This window comes from Ollibium composti (assembly GCF_004801285.1).
Classification (GTDB): domain Bacteria; phylum Pseudomonadota; class Alphaproteobacteria; order Rhizobiales; family Rhizobiaceae; genus Mesorhizobium; species Mesorhizobium composti.
In genome coordinates this window covers 143,589-167,259 of sequence record NZ_SSNY01000008.1, presented here as the reverse complement: position 1 = coordinate 167,259, position 23,671 = coordinate 143,589, and the positions used below count along the sequence as shown (strand labels likewise).

Annotated in this window: 21 protein-coding genes; 12 read left to right on the top strand and 9 right to left on the bottom strand. The window is 66.1% G+C overall.

Going from position 1 to position 23,671, the window contains the following annotated elements; genetic code table 11:
• Positions 1–2: 2 nt before the first annotated feature.
• From E6C48_RS14810 to dhaL, 10 genes are all read left to right on the top strand, one after another.
• Complete coding sequence (locus tag E6C48_RS14810; protein ID WP_136358522.1) at positions 3–1,121, top strand: ABC transporter ATP-binding protein; 1,119 nt, start codon at positions 3–5, stop codon at positions 1,119–1,121.
• Complete coding sequence (locus E6C48_RS14805) at positions 1,118–2,242, top strand: ABC transporter ATP-binding protein (protein WP_136358520.1); 1,125 nt, start codon at positions 1,118–1,120, stop codon at positions 2,240–2,242. The genes E6C48_RS14810 and E6C48_RS14805 overlap by 4 nt, the downstream gene beginning before the upstream one ends.
• Before the next feature lies 1 nt (position 2,243).
• Positions 2,244–3,803: an FGGY-family carbohydrate kinase gene (locus E6C48_RS14800; RefSeq protein WP_136358518.1), complete on the top strand. Its 1,560-nt coding sequence runs from the start codon at positions 2,244–2,246 to the stop codon at positions 3,801–3,803.
• Positions 3,800–4,840, top strand: a complete 1,041-nt coding sequence (locus E6C48_RS14795) for a 2-hydroxyacid dehydrogenase (protein WP_136358516.1) — start codon at positions 3,800–3,802, stop codon at positions 4,838–4,840. The genes E6C48_RS14800 and E6C48_RS14795 overlap by 4 nt, the downstream gene beginning before the upstream one ends.
• Before the next feature lie 16 nt (positions 4,841–4,856).
• Positions 4,857–6,371 carry a glycerol-3-phosphate dehydrogenase gene (locus tag E6C48_RS14790; protein ID WP_136358514.1) on the top strand — a complete coding sequence of 505 codons (1,515 nt, stop codon included), beginning with the start codon at positions 4,857–4,859 and terminating at the stop codon, positions 6,369–6,371.
• A complete protein-coding gene (locus tag E6C48_RS14785) occupies positions 6,371–7,333 on the top strand; it encodes a sugar phosphate isomerase/epimerase family protein (protein ID WP_230978773.1) in 963 nt (320 codons plus the stop codon). Before E6C48_RS14790 ends, E6C48_RS14785 begins: the two co-directional genes overlap by 1 nt.
• Positions 7,330–8,130, top strand: a complete 801-nt coding sequence (locus tag E6C48_RS14780) for a triose-phosphate isomerase (RefSeq protein WP_136358510.1) — start codon at positions 7,330–7,332, stop codon at positions 8,128–8,130. The genes E6C48_RS14785 and E6C48_RS14780 overlap by 4 nt, the downstream gene beginning before the upstream one ends.
• Positions 8,127–8,570, top strand: a complete 444-nt coding sequence (gene derI, locus E6C48_RS14775; RefSeq protein WP_136358508.1) for a D-erythrulose-4-phosphate isomerase — start codon at positions 8,127–8,129, stop codon at positions 8,568–8,570. Before E6C48_RS14780 ends, derI begins: the two co-directional genes overlap by 4 nt.
• Before the next feature lie 76 nt (positions 8,571–8,646).
• Positions 8,647–9,654, top strand: a complete 1,008-nt coding sequence (locus tag E6C48_RS14770) for a dihydroxyacetone kinase subunit DhaK (RefSeq protein ID WP_136358506.1) — start codon at positions 8,647–8,649, stop codon at positions 9,652–9,654.
• The gene (gene dhaL / locus E6C48_RS14765) at positions 9,654–10,292 is read left to right on the top strand and encodes a dihydroxyacetone kinase subunit DhaL (RefSeq protein WP_136358504.1); all 639 of its coding nucleotides are present in this window, start codon (positions 9,654–9,656) and stop codon (positions 10,290–10,292) included. The genes E6C48_RS14770 and dhaL overlap by 1 nt, the downstream gene beginning before the upstream one ends.
• A gap of 9 nt (positions 10,293–10,301) precedes the next feature.
• Here the strand turns inward: dhaL and E6C48_RS14760 are convergent, their stop codons facing one another.
• From E6C48_RS14760 to E6C48_RS14720, 9 genes are all read right to left on the bottom strand, one after another.
• The gene (locus E6C48_RS14760; protein WP_136358502.1) at positions 10,302–11,342 is read right to left on the bottom strand and encodes an NAD(P)H-dependent glycerol-3-phosphate dehydrogenase; all 1,041 of its coding nucleotides are present in this window, start codon (positions 11,340–11,342) and stop codon (positions 10,302–10,304) included.
• A 29-nt stretch (positions 11,343–11,371) separates the two neighbouring features.
• A complete protein-coding gene (locus E6C48_RS14755; RefSeq protein ID WP_136358500.1) occupies positions 11,372–13,420 on the bottom strand; it encodes a bifunctional aldolase/short-chain dehydrogenase in 2,049 nt (682 codons plus the stop codon).
• Positions 13,421–13,513: 93 nt separating this feature from the next.
• Positions 13,514–14,578: an ABC transporter ATP-binding protein gene (locus E6C48_RS14750; RefSeq protein ID WP_136358498.1), complete on the bottom strand. Its 1,065-nt coding sequence runs from the start codon at positions 14,576–14,578 to the stop codon at positions 13,514–13,516.
• Between the two features lie 46 nt (positions 14,579–14,624).
• Positions 14,625–15,350, bottom strand: a complete 726-nt coding sequence (locus E6C48_RS14745) for an SDR family oxidoreductase (RefSeq protein ID WP_136358496.1) — start codon at positions 15,348–15,350, stop codon at positions 14,625–14,627.
• A gap of 63 nt (positions 15,351–15,413) precedes the next feature.
• Positions 15,414–16,919: an ABC transporter substrate-binding protein gene (locus E6C48_RS14740; RefSeq protein ID WP_136358493.1), complete on the bottom strand. Its 1,506-nt coding sequence runs from the start codon at positions 16,917–16,919 to the stop codon at positions 15,414–15,416.
• Between the two features lie 59 nt (positions 16,920–16,978).
• Positions 16,979–17,851: a carbohydrate ABC transporter permease gene (locus E6C48_RS14735; protein ID WP_136358491.1), complete on the bottom strand. Its 873-nt coding sequence runs from the start codon at positions 17,849–17,851 to the stop codon at positions 16,979–16,981.
• A gap of 1 nt (position 17,852) precedes the next feature.
• Entirely contained in the window at positions 17,853–18,740 is an 888-nt protein-coding gene (locus E6C48_RS14730; RefSeq protein WP_136358489.1) for a carbohydrate ABC transporter permease, read from the bottom strand.
• Between the two features lie 92 nt (positions 18,741–18,832).
• The gene (locus E6C48_RS14725; protein ID WP_136358487.1) at positions 18,833–19,657 is read right to left on the bottom strand and encodes an HAD-IIB family hydrolase; all 825 of its coding nucleotides are present in this window, start codon (positions 19,655–19,657) and stop codon (positions 18,833–18,835) included.
• 1 nt (position 19,658) lies between these two features.
• Complete coding sequence (locus tag E6C48_RS14720) at positions 19,659–21,017, bottom strand: sn-glycerol-1-phosphate dehydrogenase (RefSeq protein ID WP_136358485.1); 1,359 nt, start codon at positions 21,015–21,017, stop codon at positions 19,659–19,661.
• A gap of 111 nt (positions 21,018–21,128) precedes the next feature.
• Here E6C48_RS14720 and E6C48_RS14715 point away from each other — a divergent pair, with 111 nt between their 5' ends.
• Together E6C48_RS14715 and E6C48_RS14710 are read left to right on the top strand one after the other, a co-directional pair.
• On the top strand, positions 21,129–22,115 hold the full coding sequence (locus E6C48_RS14715) for a sugar-binding transcriptional regulator (RefSeq protein ID WP_230978772.1): 987 nt from the start codon (positions 21,129–21,131) through the stop codon (positions 22,113–22,115).
• 60 nt (positions 22,116–22,175) lie between these two features.
• Positions 22,176–23,669: a xylulokinase gene (locus tag E6C48_RS14710; RefSeq protein WP_136358481.1), complete on the top strand. Its 1,494-nt coding sequence runs from the start codon at positions 22,176–22,178 to the stop codon at positions 23,667–23,669.
• Positions 23,670–23,671: the final 2 nt, after the last annotated feature.

Sequence of the window (23,671 nt, the reverse complement as noted above, 5' to 3'; positions counted from 1 at the left end):
AGATGGCGACGCTCGAGCTTCACAGCATCGTCAAGCGGTTCAAGGACAACACCGTGCTCGACGACGTTTCGCTCGCCGTGGACGACGGCGAGATCCTCGTCCTGTTCGGCCCGTCCGGCGCCGGCAAGACGGTGCTGCTGCGGCTGATCGCCGGCGTCCTCGATGCCGATGCCGGCCGCATCGTTATCGACGGCGAGGACATGACCGGCGTCGACGCTGAATTTCGCGGCGTCGGCATGGCTTTCCAGAACTTCGCCCTGTTCCCGCACATGGACGCCTTCGCCAACATCGCCACGCCGCTGGAAGCCAGGAAGACGCCACGGGATGCCGTCAGGGCCGGCGTCGAGAGCGTCGCCCGCCTGCTCAAGATCGACCATGTGCTGACCCATCGGCCGAGGGCGCTGTCGAACGGGCAGAAGCAGCGCACCGCGCTGGCGCGGGCCCTCGTCGGCTCGCCGCCGGTCCTGCTGCTCGACGACCCGCTGCGCAATGTCGACGCCAAGCTGCGTTTCGAGATGCGGCTGGAACTGCCGCGCCTGCTGGCCGATCGCGGCGCGACCGTCATTTACGTGACGCAGGACTACAAGGAGGCGATGGCGCTCGGCGACCGCATCGCCGTGATGGGGCAGGCCGGCATAAGGCAGATCGGCACGCCGGAAGAAATCTATCTGCAACCCGCGGGACTCGACATCGCGCGGCTGTTCGGCGATCCGACGATCAATCTGCTGGATGTCAGACCATCCCGGGACGGGCAAGGCATCCATGTCGCTCTGTCGGGCACGCGAGTGGAACTGCCGGCCGCCATGGAGCCGTCCGTCGGCCGCGCCTGCGTCGCCGGCCTGCGGCCGGAAACGCTGCATTTCGTCAAAGCCGGGACGAAAGGTGCCGTTCCCGTCACCATCGAGGCCGAGACGCCATTGAACGAGAAGACGGTGACATTGGCGCGCACCAGGGGCGGCCGTGAGATCCTGGTGTCGCGGCCGGCCGGCACGCCCGGTCCGGACCACGGCGAGGCGTTCCTGGCGGTCGATGCCGGCAGCGTGCTGATGTTCGACAAGGCCTCGGGCGAGCGTATCGCGGCCGGCGGGCCTGCGGCGCCGCGCAAGAGGGCAACCGCATGAAGGCCGCACAGCTCGCACTTTCCGGCGTCGACAAGTTCTACGGCCCGGTCGACCGCGGCGTGCATGCCGTCAAGTCGCTGACCATGCAGCTCGATGAAGGCGAGATCGTCGCGCTGCTCGGCTCCTCCGGCTGCGGCAAGACCTCGACGTTGCGCATGATCGCCGGCTTCGAGGCGGTTTCGCGCGGCACGATCTCGGTCGCCGGAAAGCCGGTGCATGAGCTGCCGCCGGTCCGTCGCAACGTCGCCATGGCCTTCGAGGGCTATTCGCTCTATCCGCCGCTCACCGTGCGGGAAAACATCGCCTTCGCGCTGAAGGCGGCCAGGCTTTCGCAGGCGGAAGTCGACGCCAAGGTGAACGAGATCGCCAAGCTTCTCGAGATCGAGGACATACTGCAACGCTATCCGAGTTCCATTTCGGGCGGCCAGCAGCAGCGTGCCAGCCTCGGCAGGGCTCTGGTGCGCTCGGCCAGCCTGCATCTGCTCGACGAGCCGATGGGACAGCTCGAACCGCAGTTGCGCGCGGTGCTGAGGGGCCGCATCAAGCATTTCATCAAGGAGCGCGGCCTGACCGCCATCCTGGTCACCCACGACCAGACCGAGGCCAACGCGCTGGCCGATCGCATCGCTGTGATGGAAGGTGGCGTCCTGCAACAGTTCGATACGCCGACCGTCATCAAGGAAAAGCCCGCCAACCTGTTCACCGGGACCTTCGTCGGCGAGCCGCCGATGAACGTGTTCGCCGCCGACGCCACCCTTGAGGGCGGACGGGTCAGGCTCGACCTGCCGCAGGGCGTGTCCCTGACCTATCCAGAAAGCGAGTTCGCGCCGCAGGTGCGCGACAGGCTGCGGGCATTGCGGCAGGTCGTCATCGGCGTGCGACCCTATGCGGTGCGCCGCACAACCGACGGCGTTGCCGCGAGCGTCGCGACGAACCAGTGGCTCGGCGACCAGACGCATATCGCCGCCGATTTCGCCGGCGGCACGATCGTGCTTGTCGAACACGACCGCGCCCGCGTCGGTATCGGCGATACGATCGGCATCGGCATCCAGCCGAGGCACCTGCATATTTTCGACGCCGCGACGGGCGAGGCCGTCGTACACGGGATGGAACTGGCCTGACATGGGCGATGTTCTGATCGGGATCGATGCGGGAACGTCGGTGATCAAGTCGATCGCCTTCGACCTTGCCGGCCGGCAACTCGCCGCCGCTTCCTTGCCGAACCACTACGAAACCGTTGCCGGCAGCGGCGCCGAACAGGACCTCGCCCGAACGTGGAAGGATACGGCGGCGACGCTGCGTCTGCTTGCCGAACAGGTTCCCGACCTCGCCGCCCGCACCGCCGCTGTCGCCGTGACGGGGCAGGGGGACGGCACCTGGTTGATCGATAGCGGCGGCGAGCCGGTCGGCAAGGGATGGTTGTGGCTCGACGCCCGCGCCGCCTCCCTCGTCGAGGAGTTGCGTGCCCGCGAGGATGTCGATCGCGTCCGCTTCGGCCAGACGGGTTCCGGGCTTGCCGCCTGTCAGCAGGGGCCGCAACTGGGGTTGATCGGCCGCACCGAACCGGAGCGGCTGGAACGGGCGGCGACGGCGTTCCATTGCAAGGACTGGCTCTATTTCCGGCTGACGGGCATACGCGCGACCGATCCGTCCGAAGCCTGCTTCACCTTCGGCGATTTCCGCAAGCGTGCCTATAGCGACGAGGCGATCGATATTCTCGGCCTGTCGCGCCTGAAGCGGATGCTGCCGCCGATTGTCGACGGTGCGACAGCGACCCACGAGCTGTCGTCCGCCGCCGCTGCCGAGACCGGCCTTAAGGCCGGGACGCCCGTTGTTCTCGGCTATGTCGACGTGGTGTGCACGGCGCTTGGCGCAGGCCTTGTCGATGCTGCCTCGCGCCCCGGCTGCTCCATCGTCGGCTCGACCGGCATGCATATGCGACTTGCGAAGGATCATGCCGACGTCGTCCTCAACGACGATCGTACCGGCTACACCATGTGTCTGCCGGGGAGCGGTGCCTACGCCCAGATGCAGTCCAACATGGCGGCCACCCTCAACATCGACTGGGTGCTCGGCCTTGCCGCCGGCGTCCTGGCCTCGGAAGGCATAGTGCGCAAGCCCGGCGACATGATCGCGCAGATCGACCGCTGGATCGCGTCGTCGGCGCCGGCCTCGTTGCTTTATCAGCCCTATGTTTCCGAAGCGGGTGAGCGCGGCCCCTTCATCGACGCCAATGCGCGCGCCGGCTTCATCGGCCTTTCCAGCCGGCATGGTTTCGGCGATCTGGTGCGCTCCGTGTTCGAGGGGCTCGCCTTTGCCGGGCGCGATTGTTATGCGGCGATGGGACCGATACCCGCCGAAGTCCGCCTGTCGGGCGGTGCGGCGCGCAGCACGGCGCTGCGCCGCATCCTCGGTGCCGTGCTCGGGGCCGGCATCAGGACCAGCAGGCGCGAGGAAGCCGGCGCCGCGGGCGCGGCGATGATCGCCGCCGTCTCGATCGGCCTCTACGGTTCGGTGGAGGACTGCGTCGCCGAGTGGGTGACGCCGCTGCTCGGCGAGGTGGAGGCGCCCGACGAGGAACTCGCGGCGATCTACCGCGCGACCTATCCCGCCTATGTCGAAGCCCGGCAGGCATTGGTGCCGGTCTGGCGCAGCATGGCCGCTGCAAGGGGACTGTCATGACCCGCAAGATCGCGATTTTCGGCGACAATTTCATGCTGCCAGACATCTTCCGCGCGGAGATCGAGAAACGCTGCGGCGACGGCCTCGATATCCGCACGCACCGCTCGGCGTGGCCTGACGAGCCGATGGAGCACGGCTATGCCAGCAAGGGACTGGGCGGGCTGAAGGAGTATTTCGGCGACCCGGACGAGGTGGTGGCCTTCATTGCCGATGCAGAAGTGTTCGTCACCCAGCTGGCGCCCGTTTCGCGCGGCATGCTGGAACAGCTGCCCGCGCTGAAGCTGGTGGCTGTCTCGCGCGGCGGTCCGGTCAACATCGACATGGCGGCGGCGCGCGAGCATGGGGTGACGGTGGTCAACACGCCCGGCCGCAACGCCAGCGCGGTGGCCGAGTTCGCCATCGGCGCCATCCTGGCCGAAACGCGCCTGATCCGGGTCGGGCACGAATCCCTGCGCAAGGGCGAGTGGCGCGGCGATCTCTACCGCGCCGATCGCACCGGGCGGGAACTCAGCGAGATGACGGTGGGCGTCGTCGGCTACGGCGCCATCGGGACCAAAGTGGTCAGACTGCTCAGGGCCTTCGGTTGCCGGATCCTGGTCTGCGATCCCTATGTGCAGCTAAGCGCCGACGACCGTCAGGCGGGGGTGGAACTGGTGGGGTTCGACGACCTGCTGGCGCGCTCGGACGTCGTCACGCTGCATCCGCGCGTCACCGAGGAGACGCGCAACATGATCGACCGCGAGGCCATCGCCAGGATGAAGCCGGGCGTGATCTTCGTCAACACGGCGCGCGGTCCTCTGGCCGACTACGAGGCGCTCTACGAGGCATTGGCGGAAGGCCGCATCGCCAGCGCCATGCTCGAAACCTTCGCGGTAGAGCCGGTGCCGGCGGACTGGCCGCTGCTGCAATTGCCGAACGTGACGCTGACCCCGCACATCGCCGGCGCGTCGGTGCGCACGGTGACCTATGCGGCAGAGCAGGCGGCCGAGGAGGTACGCCGCTACCTTGCCGGCCAGCCGCCGCTCAATCCTTGCTGACTGGCGACTGAACAAGATGAACACGGGGTCCGATCCGGTCGATCTTCTGGTGGTTGGCGGCGGCGTCAACGGCGCCGGCATCGCCCGCGACGCTGCCGGGCGCGGCCTGTCGGTCGTCCTGTGCGAAAAGGACGACCTCGCGCAGGGCACCAGTTCAAGGTCCGGCAAGCTCGTGCACGGTGGGCTGCGCTACCTGGAATACTACGAGTTCCGGCTGGTTCGCGAAGCGCTGATCGAGCGCGAGGTGCTGCTGGCGTCGGCGCCCCATATCATCTGGCCTATGCGCTTCGTGCTGCCGCACAGCCCGGACGACCGGCCGGCCTGGCTGGTGCGGCTGGGGCTGTTCCTCTACGACCATCTCGGCGGCCGCAAGCGCCTGCCGGGCACCCGCACGCTCGACCTCGCGACGGCGCCGGAAGGCGAGCCGCTCGACCCGCGTTACCGGCGGGCTTTCGAATACTCCGATTGCTGGGTGGACGACGCACGCCTGGTGGCACTCAATGCCGTCGACGCCGGCGAGCGCGGCGCAACCGTGCTGACCCGCACCGCCTGTGTCGCCGCCCGGCGCGAAGCCGACCTTTGGGTTGCCGAACTGAAGGATTCGCGAACCGGCCGTTCCAGAAACGTGCGCGCCCGCGCCCTCGTCAACGCCGCCGGACCATGGGTGAGCGAGGTGATCGAGGACGTTGCCGGCCTGACGTCGAAACGAGCCGTGAGACTGGTCAAGGGCAGCCATATCGTGGTGAAGAAATTCTGGCGTGGGCCGCAGGCCTATCTGATCCAGAATTCCGACAGGCGCGTCATCTTCGTCAATCCCTATGAGGGTGGTCTGGCTCTGATCGGCACGACGGACATTCCTTATGACGGGCGGCCCGAGGACGTTTCGGTGGACGCTGCCGAAGTCGACTACCTGGTCAAGGTGGTGAACCGCTATTTCAGGACGAAGCTTTCCGCTCGCGACGTCGTGCACAGCTTTTCCGGCGTTCGTCCGCTCTATGACGACAAGGCGGCCAATCCCAGCGCGGTGACGCGCGACTATCTGTTCGAACTGGACGCCGGCAGGGGACAGGCGCCGTTGCTGTCGGTCTTTGGCGGCAAGATCACGACGTTCCGCAAGCTCGCCGAGCACGCGATGGACCGCCTGAAGCCGTTCTTTCCGGCCATGGGTGAGGCATGGACGGCAAAGGCGCACCTGCCCGGCGGCGATATCGCCAATGCGGATTTCGGCGCCTTCGACCACGGGTTGGAGGCGGACTATTCGTGGCTGCCGAAAGAGCTGGTCGCGCACTATGCCCGGCTCTACGGAACCCGCACGCGCACGCTGCTCGACGGCGTCAATAAGATCGCCGACCTCGGCATCGCGTTCGGGCCGAATTTTTATGAGCGGGAAGTGACCTACCTGCGCGACCAGGAATGGGCGATGAGCGCCGGCGATGTTCTGGACCGCCGCACGAAGCACGGCCTGCATCTGTCGGCGGTCGAGCGGGCCGATTTCGAGCGATGGTTCGACACCGGACAATGGGCCGGCTGATGCCAGACGCCGCCTCCTTCACCCTTTCCGTGAACACCAATCCGCTGGTGAACCGTTTCGCCGATCCGGACGACCTGATCGACACCATCGCGTGGCGCATCGGCATCCGGTATGTCCAGCTGACGCATGAATTCATCAACCCGGCATGGCCGGCGGCAACGATAAGCAAGACGGTGCGGCGATTCCAGGCGGCGCTGGCGCGGACCAATGTCCGGGTGACTTCCTTCTTCACCGGGCCTTACGGCCGGCTCAACCATTTCGGCCATCCGGATTCGGATGTGCGCCGCTACTATATCGAATGGTTCCGGACGATGGCGTCCATCGCCGCCGACATCGGCGCCGAGAGCTGCGGCACGCAGTTCGCCATCCTGCCTCATCGCGACTTCGACGACGAAGCCCGCAGGGAGGCTATGATCGACACGGCCCTCGGCCATTGGGGCGAGGTCGCCGAAACCGCAAAAGCATGCGGCCTCAAATTCCTGATCTGGGAGCCGATGTCGGTCGGCCGGGAATTCGGCCACACGCTGGACGCCTGCGCGGCGCTTCAGGACAGGATCGACGGGGCAGGGCTGGCGCTACCGCTCAACATGATGATCGACATCGACCATGGCGACGTGACGTCGAGCGACCCCGCCGACGTCGATCCCTATGCCTGGGCAGAGCGCTTCGCGTCGCACTCGCCGATCGTCCATATCAAGCAGTCGTCGATGAACAAGGGCGGCCATTGGCCGTTTACGGCGAAGTACAACGCCGACGGGCGCATCGAGCCGGCGAAGTTCCTGGAGACACTGCAGCGCGGCGGCAGCACGCGCAACGAAATCTGCCTGGAACTGTCGTTCCGCGAGCGTGATCCCGTCGACCGGCAGGTGGTGGCGATGATGCGCGAGTCCGTCGATTACTGGGCACCTTACGTCGAGACAGGCCGCTCGGCGCTGGCGCCGGAAGCGGGGGTACAGTCATGACCCCGCTCTGGATCGGCACCAGTTGGAAGATGAACAAGACCCTCTCCGAGGGGTTGGCTTTCGCCAAGGCGCTGGCCCCCTTCGCACGCGGGCTGGACAAGCGCGTCCAGCCGTTCGTCATTCCGCCCTTCACCTGCCTGCGCGAGGTCGCGGCGGCGCTGGCCGGCACCGGAGTCAGGGTCGGGGCGCAGAACATGCATTGGGCCGATGCCGGCGCCTGGACCGGCGAGATTTCGCCGGTGATGCTGAAGGATTGCGGCGCCGATCTCGTCGAACTCGGGCATAGCGAAAGGCGCCAGCATTTCGGCGAAACCGATGCTACCGTGGGTCTCAAGGTAGCGGCGGCCGTGCGCCATGGCCTGACGCCGCTGATCTGTGTCGGCGAGATATATGAGGAGCGCGAAGACGGACGCGCTCGGGCGGTTCTGGAGCGACAGGTCGAGGGAGCGCTCGCGGCGCTGGAAGGTGAGGCGCGCTCGGCCGCGGTCCTGTTCGCCTACGAGCCCGTCTGGGCCATCGGCGAAAAAGGCATGCCCGCTTCCGCCGATTATGCGGATGGCCAGCAGGCGTTCATCCGCGCGGTGGCGGGCCGGTATCTGGCCGCACCGCCGCCGGTTCTCTACGGCGGCAGCGTGAACGCGGACAACTGTGCAGAACTGAGCGGACAGCCCAATGTGGACGGCCTGTTCATTGGCCGTGCCGCATGGCGCGCGGAGGGCTATATGGACATTATAGAGCGCGTTCTCGCGGCGGTGCGCGAACGCGATCAAACCAACACACAGGAGATCAGGCCATGAAGATCGCCCTCGGAGCAGACAGCGCCGGAAAACCGCTGCTCGACGTCATCGCCGCGCATCTGAAGGGACGCGAAGACCTTGACGTGACGGACCTCAGCCAGAGCGGCTACTATGCCGATCTTGCCGCGTCGGTCGGCAAGGAGGTGCTCGAAGGCGCTTACGACCGCGCCATCCTTTTCTGCGGCACCGGCATCGGCGTCTGCATCTCGGCGAACAAGGTGCCGGGCATCCGCGCCGCGCTCACCCATGACACCTATTCGGCCGAACGCGCCGCCAAGTCCAACAATGCGCAGATCATCACCATGGGCGCACGGGTCATCGGCCCCGAACTCGCCAAGGCGATCGCCGATACCTGGCTGGCTTCGGAATTCGACCCCGCCGGCCCGTCGGCCGGCAATGTCGCGGCCATCGACCGGCTGGACGGCAACAAGCCGTCGTGACACCTCGGCTTTCCCTCGCTACCTTGCTTGGAAGGCCAGCATGTCCGGATGCGGTGCCGCCAAGGGGAGGTTGATCGTGCAGACGAAGAAGATCGTCAACGATGGTGCCAGGGCCGTCGAGGAGATGCTGCAAGGCGTGCTTGCCGCCCATCCGCGCCATATCCGCGCGGTCGAAGGCAGCCCGCGCTCGATCGTCTCCCTGAACGGGCCGCGCCCCGGCAAGGTGGGGTTGGTTATCGGCGGCGGCTCCGGCCATGAACCGACTTTCCTCGGTTTCGTCGGCAAGGGCCTTGCCGATGCCTGTGCCGTCGGCAACGTCTTCGCCTCGCCGCCGCCCGATCCGATCGTCGAATGCGCCAAGGCCGTGGACGGCGGCGCCGGCATTCTCTTCGCCTATGGCAACTACGCCGGCGATGTCATGAATTTCGACATGGCGGCCGAAATGCTGGCGATGGAGGACATCGAGGTGCGCACCGTGCTCAGCACCGACGACGTCGCCTCTGCCCCGCCCGGCGAACGCGAAAAACGCCGCGGCGTGGCGGGCAACTTTTTCGTCTTCAAGGCGGGAGGTGCCGCCGCCGACAGGATGCTGCCGCTGGACGAATGCGAACGCATTCTGCGCAAGGCCAACGACCAGACCTATACGGTCGGCGTCGCGCTCGCTCCCTGTTCGCTGCCGCAGACTCGTCGGCCGAATTTCGAGATCGGTCCGGACGAGATGGAAATCGGCATGGGTATCCACGGCGAGCCGGGCGTCGAGCGCGGCCCGCTGCGCACGGCCGACGAGATCGTCGACGACATCATCGACAAGATATTCGCCGAGATGGCGCCATCGCGCGGCGACCGTGTTGCCGTTCTGGTGAATTCGCTGGGTTCCACTCCCCTGATGGAACTCTACATCATGAACCGCAGGGTGGCGGCCCGCCTCGCGGATCGCGGCGTCGAAACCCATGCCACCTGGGTCGGCAATTATTGCACCTCGCTCGAAATGGCGGGCGCTTCGATCACGCTGCATCGCCTCGATGGCGAGTTGCAGTCGATGCTCGACCATCCCTGCGACTGCGCGATGTTCAGGGCGGGCTGATGACGATCTCGACCGACAGGCTCAAGGCGATGTTTGCTGCAATCGCCGTTGCGATCGAGGCCGACAAGGACCGATTGTGCGCGCTCGACGGCGTCATCGGCGATGCCGACCATGGCATAGCGATGGATCTCGGCTTCGCCGCCGCCCGCGACGCCACCGCAGCGCTTGGCGATGACGCCGACCCCACCGTCGTCTTCAACGCGGCCGCAAAGGCCTTCCTCAACGCGGTCGGCGCTTCCTGTGGACCGCTCTACGCCACCGCTTTCATGCGCGCGGGCGCGGCCGTGAAGGGCAAGGCCAAGCTTGAGGCGGACGACATGGTCGATGCATTCGCGGCCATGGCGAAAGGCATCCAGGATCGCGGCAAGGCCGAACCGGGTGAAAAGACCATGATCGATGCTTGGTTGCCCGCCGCCGAAGCCGCCCGGCAGGCCCGAGCCGCCGGCGCCTCCCTGCCGGCCGCTTTGGCAGCGGCCGCCGACGCCGCCGAACAGGGCGCCGAGGCGACCCGGAATTTCGCCGCCACCAAGGGCAGGGCGGCACGCCTCGGCGACCGCTCGCTCGGTCACGTCGACCCGGGAGCGGCGTCGGCGGTCACCGTCATCCGTTCCATGGCCGACAGTCTCGCCGATGCCTGAGGCCGGTCCTCAGGAAATCGTCAGCGTCGCGAAATCGAACTTGAAGGGCGTGTCCTGAAGCACCGCGTCGATGATGGCGTAGGCGAGCGGGAAACGGTCAGGGCCGATCGGTTCGAGTCCCGGTGTCGGCTGCAGCCAGGCCGATAGCATGCGCGCGGTGTCTATGCCCTCGACGGTCTCGCCGGCAAGTTCCTTTGCCATTACGTCGGAAACGGTGCGATCCCTGCCGAGTTCATGGCCAAGGCGGCTGTTGCGTCCGCCGCCGACCGTCACATGCAGGTCGCCGAGGCCGGCGAGGTCGAAAGCGGTGTCGCGCCTGCCACCGAAGCGTTCGCACAGGCGCGCCATCTCGCGCGTCGCCTGTGTGAAGGCGGCGGCGGTCGGGTTCTTCGACTGCGCATCGGCGCGCGCCGAATCCGGATAGCGCGTCTGCATTGCCGCCACCCCGATCGCGTAGAAATTCTTGAGCGCCGCGCAGGCTTCCACGCCGACGACGTCGTCCGTGGTCGAAAGCCGGTAGTAGTCCGTCGTCATCAGCGCTGCGAACTCGCCCGCCGCCTGCCGGTCGGCGCAGGCGTAGACGCAGGCGCTGGGCTTGCGATTAGCGAGCTCGCGCGCGATGCAGGGCCCGCCGATGCCGAGGAAGGCGCTCATCTGCGGCAGTCGCGAGGGCAAGGAGCCCGCCAGGGTGACGAGCGACGAGCCGGCTTTGTCCAATCCTTTCGTAACGAAGGCGATTCGGCGCGGCCGCTTCATCGCGCCGGCGAGCCGCTCCACCGCCCAGGAAATGCCGGGGCTGCTGACGCCGACGACGATCATGTCGGCGGCCTCGACATCGGCATCTGAGAGATCGGCGTTGGCGATCGGCCTGACATTGCCGGGCAGCGGCTGATCGAGTTTCGGGTGCACGCCGCCAGCCTTGCCGATGCGCGCGATGATGTCGGTGTCGACCGGCGTGCCGGCAAGGAGCACCGTATGGCCGTTGTCGGCCGCGGGCACGGCCAGCGCGCTACCCATCACGCCCGCGCCAAGGATCAGGATCGTCGCCATCGGCTTTCCTCGCTCGTTCGTTTTACCCGCTAGCGCATCATCGCAGCGACATTGCCGCCGTCGACGCTGATCACCGCGCCGGTGCTGGTGCGCGCCTTGGCGAGATGGACGAAGGCGGCCGCCACATCGGCGCCGGTCACCTCGCGGCCGACGAGGTTGCCGCGCATATAGGCTTCCGGCGTGACGCCGCGCGCCTTGCTGCGCTCAAGCACCATTTTGTCGGTCATCAGGCCCGTGCGGATGCGGTCGGCGTTGACGGCGTTTGAGGTGATGCCGTCGCCACCATGCTCGACGGCATATTGGCGCATCAGCGCCATCAGCGCCGCCTTCGACGTGCCGTAGGGGCCGAAGTCGGCGCCCGGATTGACCGCCTGTTTGGATACGTTGAAGACCAGCGCACCGCCGGTTCCCTGCCTGCGCATGACTTTCACGACGGCGCGAGCCACATAGTGGTGGCTCCAGAAATTGAGGTCGAAGGCCTTGCGGAAGGTCGCTTCGTCGACTTCGACCAGCTTGCCCTGGAAGGCGGCGCCAGCGTTGGAGATGAGGATGTCGATGCCGCCATAGCGGTCGACGATCTTGGCGATGGCCGCGTCAACGACCGCCGGATCGGTGACGTCGCAGGCGACGCCGATCCCGCCGAGGCGCTTCGCCTCGCGCTCCAGCGCCTCTTCGGCGATGTCGATCAGGGCGATCTCGGCGCCTTCCGCCTTCAGCGCCTCGGCGACGGCGAGGCCCAGCCCGCCGGCGCCGCCGGTGACGACCGCCACCTGCCGGCTCAGCGGCCTTTCCAGCTGCTTCGCCAGCTTGGCCTGTTCCAGCGACCAGTATTCGATGTCGAAGAGATCGGCTTCCGACAAGGCCTCGAAGGATTCGATGCCTTCCGCCTTGGTGATGACGTCGATGGTGGCTTCGGCGACATCAGCGGCGACGAGCGCGTTCTTGCGCGCCGCCCCGGCGGCGAACAGGCCCATGCCTGCGACGTAGAAGACGCGCGGCATCGCATCGAGCATGCGCTTGCCGCCGCCGGCGCGCTGGTTGTTGCGCTCGAAATAGGCCTTGTACTCGGCTTGATAGGCCGCCACCGCTTCGCGCACCGTGCGCGCCCAGCCGTCGAGATCGTCGGCCAAAGGCGCCGGCAGCGCCACGCCGAACCGCTTGATGTGGAGGACGTGCTCCGGTGTCGCGTTGCCGCGCCGGGTCAGGCTGCCGACGTTTTCGGCATTGCAGAAATCGAGCACCTTCTCGCCGGCCCGATGTTCGAGGACGAACCGTTTCGGCACGCCTTCGACGGCACCCTCGATGGCGATAGCGCCGCGCAGGATCGGCGCGATGTCGGCGGCGTCGGCAATGCCGGCCGGGATGGCAGCGCTCTTGAACGGCTTGGCGCGACCCTTCGCCAGGCGCTTCTCGGCGCGGTCGATCTTGGCGATCATGGCCTCGTAGGCTTCGCGCGGATCAGCGGACCAGGTGAAGATGCCGTGCTTCAGCAGGATCATGCCGTCGCCTTTCGGATTGGCCCGGAAGGCGGCGTCGCATGCCTTGGCCAGGACGAAGCCCGGCATGACATAGGGAACGATGATCGAATCGGGAAACAGTTCGCGCACGAGGTCTTCGCCGTGCGGCTGGTTGGTCAGCGAGACGATCGCGTTGGCGTGGGTGTGGTCGATATGCCGGAACGGCAGGATCGCATGCAGGATCGCTTCGACAGACGGATTGGGCGCGGCCGGGTCCATCAGCAGGCGGCGCTGCAGCATGACCATGTCGTCGTCGCTCAATGTATCGAAACCGACCATAGCCTTCAGCGGGTCGAGGCGGACGGCCGGCAGGCCGGGTGGCTCGATCGTGCCCATGTCCCAGCCGCTGCCCTTGACGCACAGGACATCGACCGCCGTGCCGTCCATATCGGTGAAGGTGGTCTTCACCGACGTGTTGCCGCCGCCATGCAGGACCAGTTCGGGATCGCCGCCGAGCAGGCGCGTCGTGTAGGTGCGGATGGCGAGATCGCGGTTGATCCCCTTGCCGACATAGCCATCCACGACGGTGGCGAATTCACTGTCCGACCAGCGCGACTTCATGACAAACCCTTTCCCTTGCGGCCGCGCTCGGCGCGGTCGGTGCAAGCCTTTCCAATACGGTTTCGGACGGCAGCGTGCCTGACCACAATGGCCCTAGAGGCGCGCTTCCGTCTCCGCGTCGAAGACGTGAACCTTGGCGGGCGGGATCGCGAAGCGGACCTCGCTGCCTTCGTCGAAACGCAGACCCTTTTCGACCACCGCCACGAACTGACCGTCAGGACCGTTGCAGAACAATTGCGCGTCGTGGCCCAGCCGCTCCAGAAGCACGGTCCGGGCCGCGATCGGGCCGTTGCTGTCGACCGTCACGTCGGTCGACCGCAACCCGAGGATGACTTTCTGGCCGGGCTTCGCCGACACCTCGCCATTCAGCACGATGCGGCCGCTCGCCGTATCGGCGGCAGGTCCGCCCGCGCCCGCGACCATCGTGCCCGGCAGAAAATTGATGGCCGATCCGCCGACGAAATCGGCGACATACTTGCTGGCGGGATGGTCGTAGATCTCGTCGGGACTGCCGATCTGCTCGATCTTGCCGGCGCGCATGACGGCGATCGTGTCCGCCATCGTCATCGCCTCGATCTGGTCGTGCGTGACATAGATGGTGGTCGTCTTCAGCCGGTTGTGGAGCTGCCGGATTTCGGTGCGCATATGCGCCCTGAGCTTGGCGTCCAGGTTGGACAGCGGCTCGTCGAACAGGAACACCGAGGGCTCGCGGACCATGGCGCGGCCCATCGCGACGCGTTGGCGCTGCCCGCCGGAAAGCTGCTTGGGGTATCGCTGCAGGTAGTCCGTCAGGTTCAGGATTTCGGCCGCATGCTCGACCCGCTTCTTGATCTCGGCGGCCGGCATCTTCGCCACTTCGAGGCTGAAGGCGATGTTGTCATAGACCTTCATCGTCGGATAGAGCGCGTAGTTCTGGAACACCATGGCGATGTCGCGGTCGCGCGGATGGACGTCGTTGACCCGCTTGTCGCCGATCATCAGGTCGCCCTCGGAAACGCTCTCGAGGCCGGCGGTCATGCGAAGCAGGGTCGTCTTGCCGCAACCGGAGGGGCCGAGCAGGACGACGAACTGCTGGTCGCCGATGCGGAACGAGATGTCGCGCAGGATGTTGATCGATCCGAACGACTTGCCGATCTTGCGGTATTCCACTGTCGCCATGTGAGTGTTCCGTTTTTTCCTTGGCGTCGGGATCTGAACCGTCGCGTCAGTATTTCTGGCGGGTCGGCGTGATGACGATTTCCTGGACCAGTGCGTTCTGCGGCATCTGGTAGGCGTGCAGCATAATGTTGGCGACATGCTCCGGCCCGATGCCGCCGCCCATCTTGACCTTGTTGGCCTTGTAGTTGGCAAGCGTCATCGGATCGAGCACGCCGCTCAACACCTCCGTCTCGATGACGCCGGGCGAAAGCACGATGACGCGCACGTCGTAATCGGAAAGGTAGTCGCGCAGCGATTCCGAGATCGCATGGACGAAGAACTTGGTGCCGCAATAGACGGTATGGTCGGGGTAAACCTTGCGGCCGGCGATCGAGCTCATCATGAACAGCGTGCCGCGGCGGCGCGCCATCATGCCGGACATCACGGCATGGACGGTGTTCAGCATGCCCTTGGTGTTGATGTCGATCATCTCGTCCCATTCTTCGGGCGGCTGGCGGCCGATGTCGGCGAGCCGGGCGATGCCGGCATTGGCGAACATCATGTCCACCGGCCCGTATTTCTCCTCCGCTTCCTTCACGGCCGCGGCGATTTCAGCGCGATCGCGCACGTCGACCTTGCGGGCCATGCTGTTGGGAAGGTTCAGCGCCTGCATGCGCTCCAGCCGGCGCGCCATCATCAGCACCGGATGGCCGGCGGCCGAGAAGGCCTTGGCGACGGCCTCGCCGATGCCCGAGCTTGCCCCCGTCACTGCCACCAATGGTTTGTCGGCCATGATACCCTCTTGCGTGATTGGCTATGCCGGGGCGGCGGCGAGCGCCGCCCCGATGGTCAGAATTCAGCCCTTGGCGACGATCTCGTCGACCTGCGACTTCAGCGCGTCCATGGTCTCCTTGGCGGAGCCCAACTGGCCGGCGAAATACTTGCCGAGCGCGACGGGGATCGTGTCGCTGGAGATTTCCGCCCAGGCCGGAAGATCCGGCTCGGAGCCCATGTAGTTGGCGATGGTTTCGCGCACCACCGGCAGGTGGCGCGTGGTGCCGGCGCCGACACGGGCGTTGGCCTTGACGCGCGGATCGTCATAGACGCTCTTGCGGGTCGGACCGGTGCCGCCGCCAAGCACGGTGATCAGTGCCTGGGTGTCGGCTGAGGTCGCCCACTGCATGAAGATCCAGGCCGCGTCCGGTGCCTTCGAGTATTTCGACACCGCCAGTGACGAGCCGCCCTGATGGCCGACGCCGGGGATTTCGCCGAACGCGGTTTCCTGCACGGTCCTCAGCGTGGTGGTGGGTTTCGGCGGCACGATCGCTTCCATCAGGCCTGAGACCTTGGATGCCTTGGGGTCGTCGAAGAAGGGGAAGAACTCGCCCCACGACAGCATCGAGGCGGCGACGCCCTGCGCCACCGACTGGCCTTCGCCGTCCCATGTCCAGCCGTTGACGCCGGGCGGCATGGTGGCCTTGAGCTTGTCCCAGTAGGCCATCGCCTCGAGGCCGCGCTCGTCGTTGCCGCAGAACTTGCCGTCCTTGTCGAAGATCGAGCCGCCATGGCCCCAAAGCCATGCCGTCCAGTCGCATTCGAGGCTGTAGTGGCCCGACTTCATCTGGCCGCTGGTGCCGTAGACGTTCGGTCCCTTGGCGTCGGTGATGGCCTTCGACGCGTTGAGCAGGTCTTCCATCGTCGTCGGCGCCGGCAGCTTCAACTCGTCCCAGATGTCCTTGCGGTACTGCATGATGAAGATCGGGATGTCGTAGGGCACGCCGACCATCGTGTCCTTGTACATGGCGATGCCGTCGACCAGCGGCTTGAGGAAGTCGTCGATGTTGTAGTTCGGCATCGCCAGGTCGGCGTTCTTGAGTTGCTCGCGCGGGTCGAACACGTCCTGGCTGAAATTGGCCGCCCAACTCTGGTCGATGTAGTAGAGGTCGTAGGTGCCGAGGCTGGAGGCGACGTCCAGCGTCAGCTTCTGCAGCACCTGCTCGAGCGGCAGCACCTCGATCTCGATCTTGATGCCGGAGGCTTCCTCGAAATACTGCTTGAGCTGGGTGGCGATGGCGTTGGAAGGCGGCGTCGATTCCGTCGCCAGTTTCAGCGTCGTGCCGGCGAACGGCTTGCCGACGTCGGCGAGCCACTTCATGACGTCGGCGTTCGGCTTCAACTCCTGGTCCTGTGCTTGCGCCTGGCTCATCGTCCAGAACGGACGCGCGCCGAGACCCATGCCGAGCGCGCCGGCGCCGAGGCCGAGCTTGCCGGCTGCGCGAAGGAACGAACGGCGGTCCATCTGCCCCTTGACGAAGCGGTCGGTGACAGAGGCGAGGTAGGCCTTTCTCATACTGTCTTTCATTGTGTACTCCTCCGTTTCAATTCGCGTTTGCGAAGGCTGCGAATTTGAGCCTTTCCCCTCTATTGCTTCAGCGATCCCATGGTGAGCCCGCGCACCAGGTGCTTCTGAACCAACAGAATGAAGATGAATGCCGGGATGATGGAGGCCGCGCCCAGTGCCGCCATGTTGCCCCAGGCCGTGCCGATTGAAGTGACGAAGGTCGACGACACGACCGGCACCGTTTTCAGTCCGGTGGTCGTCAGCGTCAGCGCGAACAGGAACTCGGTCCAGGAGAAGATGAAGCACAGCACGGCGGTGGCGGCGATGCCGCCCTTGGCCATCGGCAGGACGATGCGCCGGAAGATGGTGAAGCGGCTGGCGCCGTCGACGATGGCGCTCTCGTCGATTTCGGCCGGTATGTCGTCGAAGAAGCTCTTCATCAACAGCACGGCCAGCGGCAGGTTCATCAGCGCATGGATCAGCACCATGCCGGTGAAGGTGTCGAGCAGGCCGAAACCCTTATAGATGAAGAACATCGGCACGGCGACGGCGACCGGCGGCATCATGCGCGTCGACAGCACCCAGTTGACGAACTGGTGGCGACCGCGGAAGTTCATCCGCGACAGGGCATAGGCGGCAAGCGTGGCGATGACGATGGCCACCAGCGTCGACAGCGTCGCCACCACGATCGAATCCCACAGTCGCGGTGCCATGAAGAAATTGCCGCCGCCGGGCGTCACGGTCACGCCGCCGCTGCCGAGCGAGATGCCGAATACTTTTTGGAAATTGTCGAAGGTCGGCGTGAAGTGGAACAAATTCGGCGGCCGGCTGAAGATGTCGTTGCCGTATTTGAACGCCACCGATGTCCAGTAGTAGATCGGGAAGAAGAACAGCCCGACGACGACCCAGGCGGCGAGCGTGCGCAGCGTGCGCGATGCGACCGAAGCGTTCATCTCACCACCTCACCTTGGCAATCTTGATGAACAGGCTGGCGACGACAAGGATGATGGCCAGCGTGACCAGGCTAAGCGTCGCGCCATAGCCCCATTTGACGAAGCTGAACGTCTGCTGCCAGGCATAGAGCGACAGCGTGTAGGTCGACGTCCCAGGGCCGCCGGAGGTCATGACGAAGACGTAGTCGAACACCCTGAACAGATCGATGCCGCGGATCAGCACCGCGATGGCGATCACCTTCGACATCATTGGCAGCGTGATACGCCGGAAGATCTGCCACTGCGAGGCGCCGTCGATCATCGCCGCCTCGTAGGGTTCGGGCGGCAGGGCCCTGAGGCCGGCAAGGAAGATCAGCACCATGAACGGCGTCCATTGCCAGATCTCGGGCAACAGCACGCCGGCAAGCGCGGTGGAGGCGGTCGCCAGGATCGGGTGGGCCGGATCGAGAAGGCCGGTCCATTGCAGGAAGTAGCTGATGACGCCGAACTGCGGGTCTTCCATCAGAAGATACATCATGCCGGCGATGGCCGGCGGGATGACCAGCGTCATCGTCAAAAGGCCGCGCAGGAAGCCGAAGCCGAAGCCGTCGCTGTCGAGCAGCAGTGCGATCGCCATGCCGAGCGCCAGTTCGATCGCCAGGGCGACGGCGAAATAGACGAAGGTGATGGTGAGCGACTGCCAGAAGCGCGCGTCCTCCCACAGCTGCGTCCAGTTGGAGAGGCCGACATACTCCAGTGCGCGCCTGCGCGGCACGTATTCGTGGAAGCTGAGCCAGATGTTGTAGATGAGCGGATAGACCGTGAAGACGAGCAGCAGGGCAACCAGCGGCAGCAGCCAGGGTATCGGCGAATCCGAGACAGACATGCGCCTGACTTGCGCAACGGTCATCGTTGTTCCTCCCTGGCTCGATGCGCTTTTGCGTCACCGGCCGTCTTCTTTCTCTCCCGCCGCCTTCCGCCCTCCCGTGAGCGGCGGGCCGGTTATTCCGCCGCGCCGCGCCGCGCGGCCTCGCTCCGCGCCTCGATCAGGCGGTCGGCGATCTCGACGAAACCGAAGCCGCCTTCGCTCGAGGCGACGTAGGCTGGCTCGGCCTCGATGCGGCCGGCAAAACGCCGGACGTTGGCCACGCCGCAGGCGTTCGGAAAAAAGGCGAACATCGGCGCATCGTTTGGACTGTCGCCGGCAAAGACCACGCGCTCGCGCTCGGCATCGATGTCCATGTTCAGGATTTCGGCGGCGAAGCGTCGCGTCATCGACAGCTTGTCGTAGCTGCCGAACCAGCCGTTGACATGGATGGACGAAATCTTGGCGACGGCGCCGCCTTCCTCGAAGATGCGCTTGATGCGGTCGACGTCCTCGGGCGGCAGGGCCGGCACGTCCTCGCAGAAGTCGATGGCGAGATCGGCTTCGCGATAGAGCTGGTCGGCCGATACAGCGGCCCCCGGAACGGCTGCCAGGATGCGTTCGCGCAACTGCTCGAGCCGGGCGCGGTCCGCTGCGCGCTGTTCGGCGGGAATGGCGAAGACGCGCCGCATGCGCCGCCCCTGCGCATCGTAGGAGAAATAGAACGCGCCGTTTTCGCCGACGACACCGGCGATCGGCCACATGCGGGCGATCATGTCGCACCAGCCGGCCGGCCGGCCGGTGATTGGCGCAACGGCGATACCCGCCTCGCTCAGCCGCTCCAGCGCGGCATAGGCGGCCGCCGGCAAACGTCCCTCGTTGGTCAGCGTGTCGTCGATGTCGGTAAGCACGACCGAGATCCGGGCGGCGACGTCGAGCGGCATGGCTGCGACCGGCTTCATGTCAGACCTCGCCCGCCGCGAAGTCTTCCAGCATGCCGGCATCGGCGGCGATGTCGAGGAAGGAATAGCGGTTGCGCATCTCGCGGCAATGAACGACGGCCTCGCGGTAGAAGTCGACCGGCAGGCCGAGGTCCTTGGCGCTCATCGGCCCACCCGTCGCCGCGAGCAGCCGTTCCATCTCCTCGACCGGGATGGTGAAGGCCTGGAGCTCGCGCCTGAGCGTCGGCCACAGCTCGCTGAACTTCTCGTTTATCGCCGCCGCCGCGCGGTCGTCGAATATCTTCGGTGCGATGTCACCCAGGCATTGGGCTGCGATCTCGTCGCCCATCCGTCGCGCCATGCCGGCCGCGTCGATGCGCGTCGGCCGGATCACCGGGGCCTTGTCGCTGTCGAGGAACATCTTCTGCAGCCGGGCGAGCGTGAGGGTGGCGACGCCGACCTGTTGTCCGTGCAGGGTTCCGGGATGCCTGTCGCCGGCGAAGCAGTCGATGTAATGCGAAATCAGGTGCTCGCCCATTGAGCCGTGATGCGACACGCCGGTGAAGGAGACGCCAAGCCCGCACAGTGTGAGAACCCGGTACAGATAGCCGTTGGCGGCGATATCGCCCTCGGCGAGGCCGGCGGCGCGCTTGTTGAGCTCCACCTCGTCCTTGTCCTGGAGCAGGTAGGGCACCGTGGAATAGTAGGTCGACAGCATTCGGTGCGACATCCACCAGTCCACCTGCGCGACGGAGCGCACGAGGCAGTCGCCGAAACCGGCCGCCGAAAGGTGGCGCGGTGCCGACGCGCTGACCGACAGATCGACGAAGAAACCCGTCGGCGCGTGCGACGGCAGCGATACCTTGAGGCCGTTTTCCAGCGTGATGGAGGCGGTGGTCGACGTATAGCCGTTCATCGAGCCGGCGGTGGCGAAGACCGCGTAACGGCGGCCGTCCTGCCCAGTGACGTATTTGCACAGGTCGTTGATGGTGCCCGAGCCGACCGCGACGACGCCTTCCGCACCGGCGAGCCGTTCCTTCAGCGCCGCGATGTTGGCCATATCGGCGTGCGGATGATCGAGGATCACCGTATCGACTGGCCCCAGCCGCTCCAGCCGCCGGGCGACCCGCGCGCCCATGGCGTCCCAGGTCGCCGCATCGGCGACGACGGTAAAGCGTTCGCCGAGCTTGAGGCTGTCGATGAGGTCGGCTTCGGCGCCGTCGAGGTTTTCCTCGATGACGATCCGGTCGTAGGGCATGCGCGGCGTCTTGCCTGTCTCCGGATTGACCCAGCGCCCGGCGAGAACGTCGTCGATCAGGGCGGTCCAGCCGCCAGCCGGCCTGTCCGTGTCGCCGCTCTGTTTCTGGACGCTTTGTATCATGCCGACCGTACCGATCTCGCTTTTTAACAAACGACAGCAGATATTGGCAGAAGTCAAGACATAAGACAAATGCCGTTGACAAATGGCGGGGCGATGGACCAGAGATTGCGAATGGCGAGCATCAAGGCGGCAAGCAGGGACGGCAGGGAAGTCGACGCAAGGCTGCCGACCGAATTCGCCGACGCCGTCACCTGGTCGGCCTGGCTCTACTATGCCGACGGTATGACGCAGAGCGAGATCGCCAAGCGCCTCCAGGTGTCGCGCGCCACCATCGTCAACTACCTCCAGGAAGCGCGCGACCGCGGCATCGTCTCGGTCCACATAAGCCCGCAGGCGAGCGGCCGTACGGCGATCGCACGCGATCTGATGAGTCGGTTCGGGCTTCAGGGCGTCTTCGTCATCCCGAACGGCGAGGAGCAGAGCCTTGTGCGCCGGCTGGGCGATGCCGGCGCCCGCGTGCTGGCCGACCAGATCGAGGACGGCGACACCATCGGCGTCGCCTGGGGCCGTACGGTTCTTGCCGTGGCGGAGCAGATCGTGCTGCGCAAGCCAGTCAGGAACGTCACCGTCGTGCAGGTCTCGGGAAGCTCGACCGGAGAGCCTGAATTCTCGCCGGAACTTTGCACCTCGGTCCTGTCGAACCGCATCCATGCGCGTTGCGTCAACCTGCTCGCACCGGCCGTTCTGTCGACGCGCGGCCTGAAGGCCATGCTGCTCGACGAACCGGTGCTGAAGAAGCAGTTCGAGCTGATCCATTCGACCAACCGCATCCTGTTCGGCGTCGGCGATATCGGGCCGGGCTCGACGGTGCGCGGCTCGGGCATCGCCAGCGGCGCCGAGATGGATGCCTATGTGCGGCATGGGGCGGTCGCCGTCATCATCGGCCGCTTCATCGACAGCCAGGGCCGGCCGATCGGCGGCGACCACGACGAGCGCATGGTCGGTATCTCGCTGGATGAACTGAAACAGGTGGAAAGCCGCATCTGCGTTGCCGGCGGCCCGGTCAAGATCGCGGCCATCAGGGCCACGCTCGAGGCCGGCTATGCCACGCATTTCGTCACCGACGTCGCGACGGGAGAGGCGTTGCTGGCCGGTTGAGCCGTTCGCCGGGTGCGAGCACGACGCCGGCCGTGGCGCCATGTTTGGAAGGAGAACCGCATGCCTGGCGAGCGTTACGTTGTCGGCATGGATTCATCGACCCAGTCGGTCAAGGCGATCGCCTGGACCGCGGACGGGACGCCGCGTGCGGAAGGCCGCGCCCCGCATGCCATCAGCACGCCCGCGCCGCGCCATGCCGAGCAGAACGCCGACGACTGGTGGACCGCCGCCCAGGCCGCCCTGCGCATGGTGACCGGGCAGGTCGATCCCGGCCTGATCGACGGCATTGCCATCTCCAACCAGCGCGAGACGATGGTGCTGCTCGACGCCGACGAGCGGCCGCTGGCGCCGGCGACACTGTGGCTCGACGGGCGGGCGCACGAGATGGTCGACGTTCTGGCTTCCGAGGTCGGGCGAGAGGAACTGCACGCCATATCCGGCAAGCCGGTGGACGTGATCCCTTGCGTCTATCGGCTGCGCTATTTTCGTGAGCACCAGCCCGACTTGCTCGACCGCGCCAGATGGATCTTCAGCGTCCACGACTTCCTGACCATGAAGCTGACTGGCCACGCCTCTGCCAGCTGGACCAGCGCGGACCCGTTCGGCATCTTCGACATCCGGCTTAAGGAATGGTCGAAGCCTATCCTCGACGCGCTCGGCATCGACGAGACGAAACTGCCGGCGCTGCACCGGCCCGGCTCGGCGATCGGCACGGTGAGCGATTCAGCGGCCGCCGCAACGGGTCTGCGGGCCGGCACGCCTGTGTTTGCTGCCGGCGGCGACGGCCACTGCGCAGCACTTGGGGTCAGCGCCATCAGCCCCGGCATCGTCTATCTCAACCTCGGCACGGCCGTGGTCGGCGGCATGTGGTCGCCGACGCCGCAGATCAGCCGTTTCTGGCGCACGCTGGTTTCGCCCACCGGCGAGGGCTATCTTCTGGAAAGTTGCCAGCGCGGCGGCGCCTATTTCGTCAACTGGCTGCTCGACACCTTTGCGGGAGGACGGGCGGATCCGTCCATCTTCGCCCGGATGGAGGAAGAGGCGAGCCGGCTGCCAATCGGGTCCGAAGGCGTCATGGTCTGCTCCTACCTGCTCGGCTGCATGGACCCGCATTGGGACGAGAACGCGCGCGCCACCTTCACCGGCATGGGCGCGACGACCGGCATGCGCCATCTCTATCGCGCCTCGCTGGAAGCGATCAGCCTCGAATTCGCCCGCGCGCTCGAGCAGATGAGGTCGATGGGCTTGCAGCCCGACCGCATCCTCGCCATCGGCGGTGGTGCCGGCAGCCGCCTGTGGCGCAAGATGCTCGCCGACTCCACCGGCTTGTCGGTGGTCAGCAGCCTGTCGGACGAAGCTTCGGCGTTGGGGGCGGGCATGGCAGCTGCAGTCGGCGCCGGCTGGCATGCTGATTTCGCCGCGGCCACCGCAGCGATGACCCGCACGGCGGGCCAACTCGATCCGGACCCGGCAGCCTATCCGGCATGGCAGGCCCTGTCCCGACGCCAGGCGAAACTCTACGAACTTGCCCGGCTTACCCAAGACCCGATCTAGCC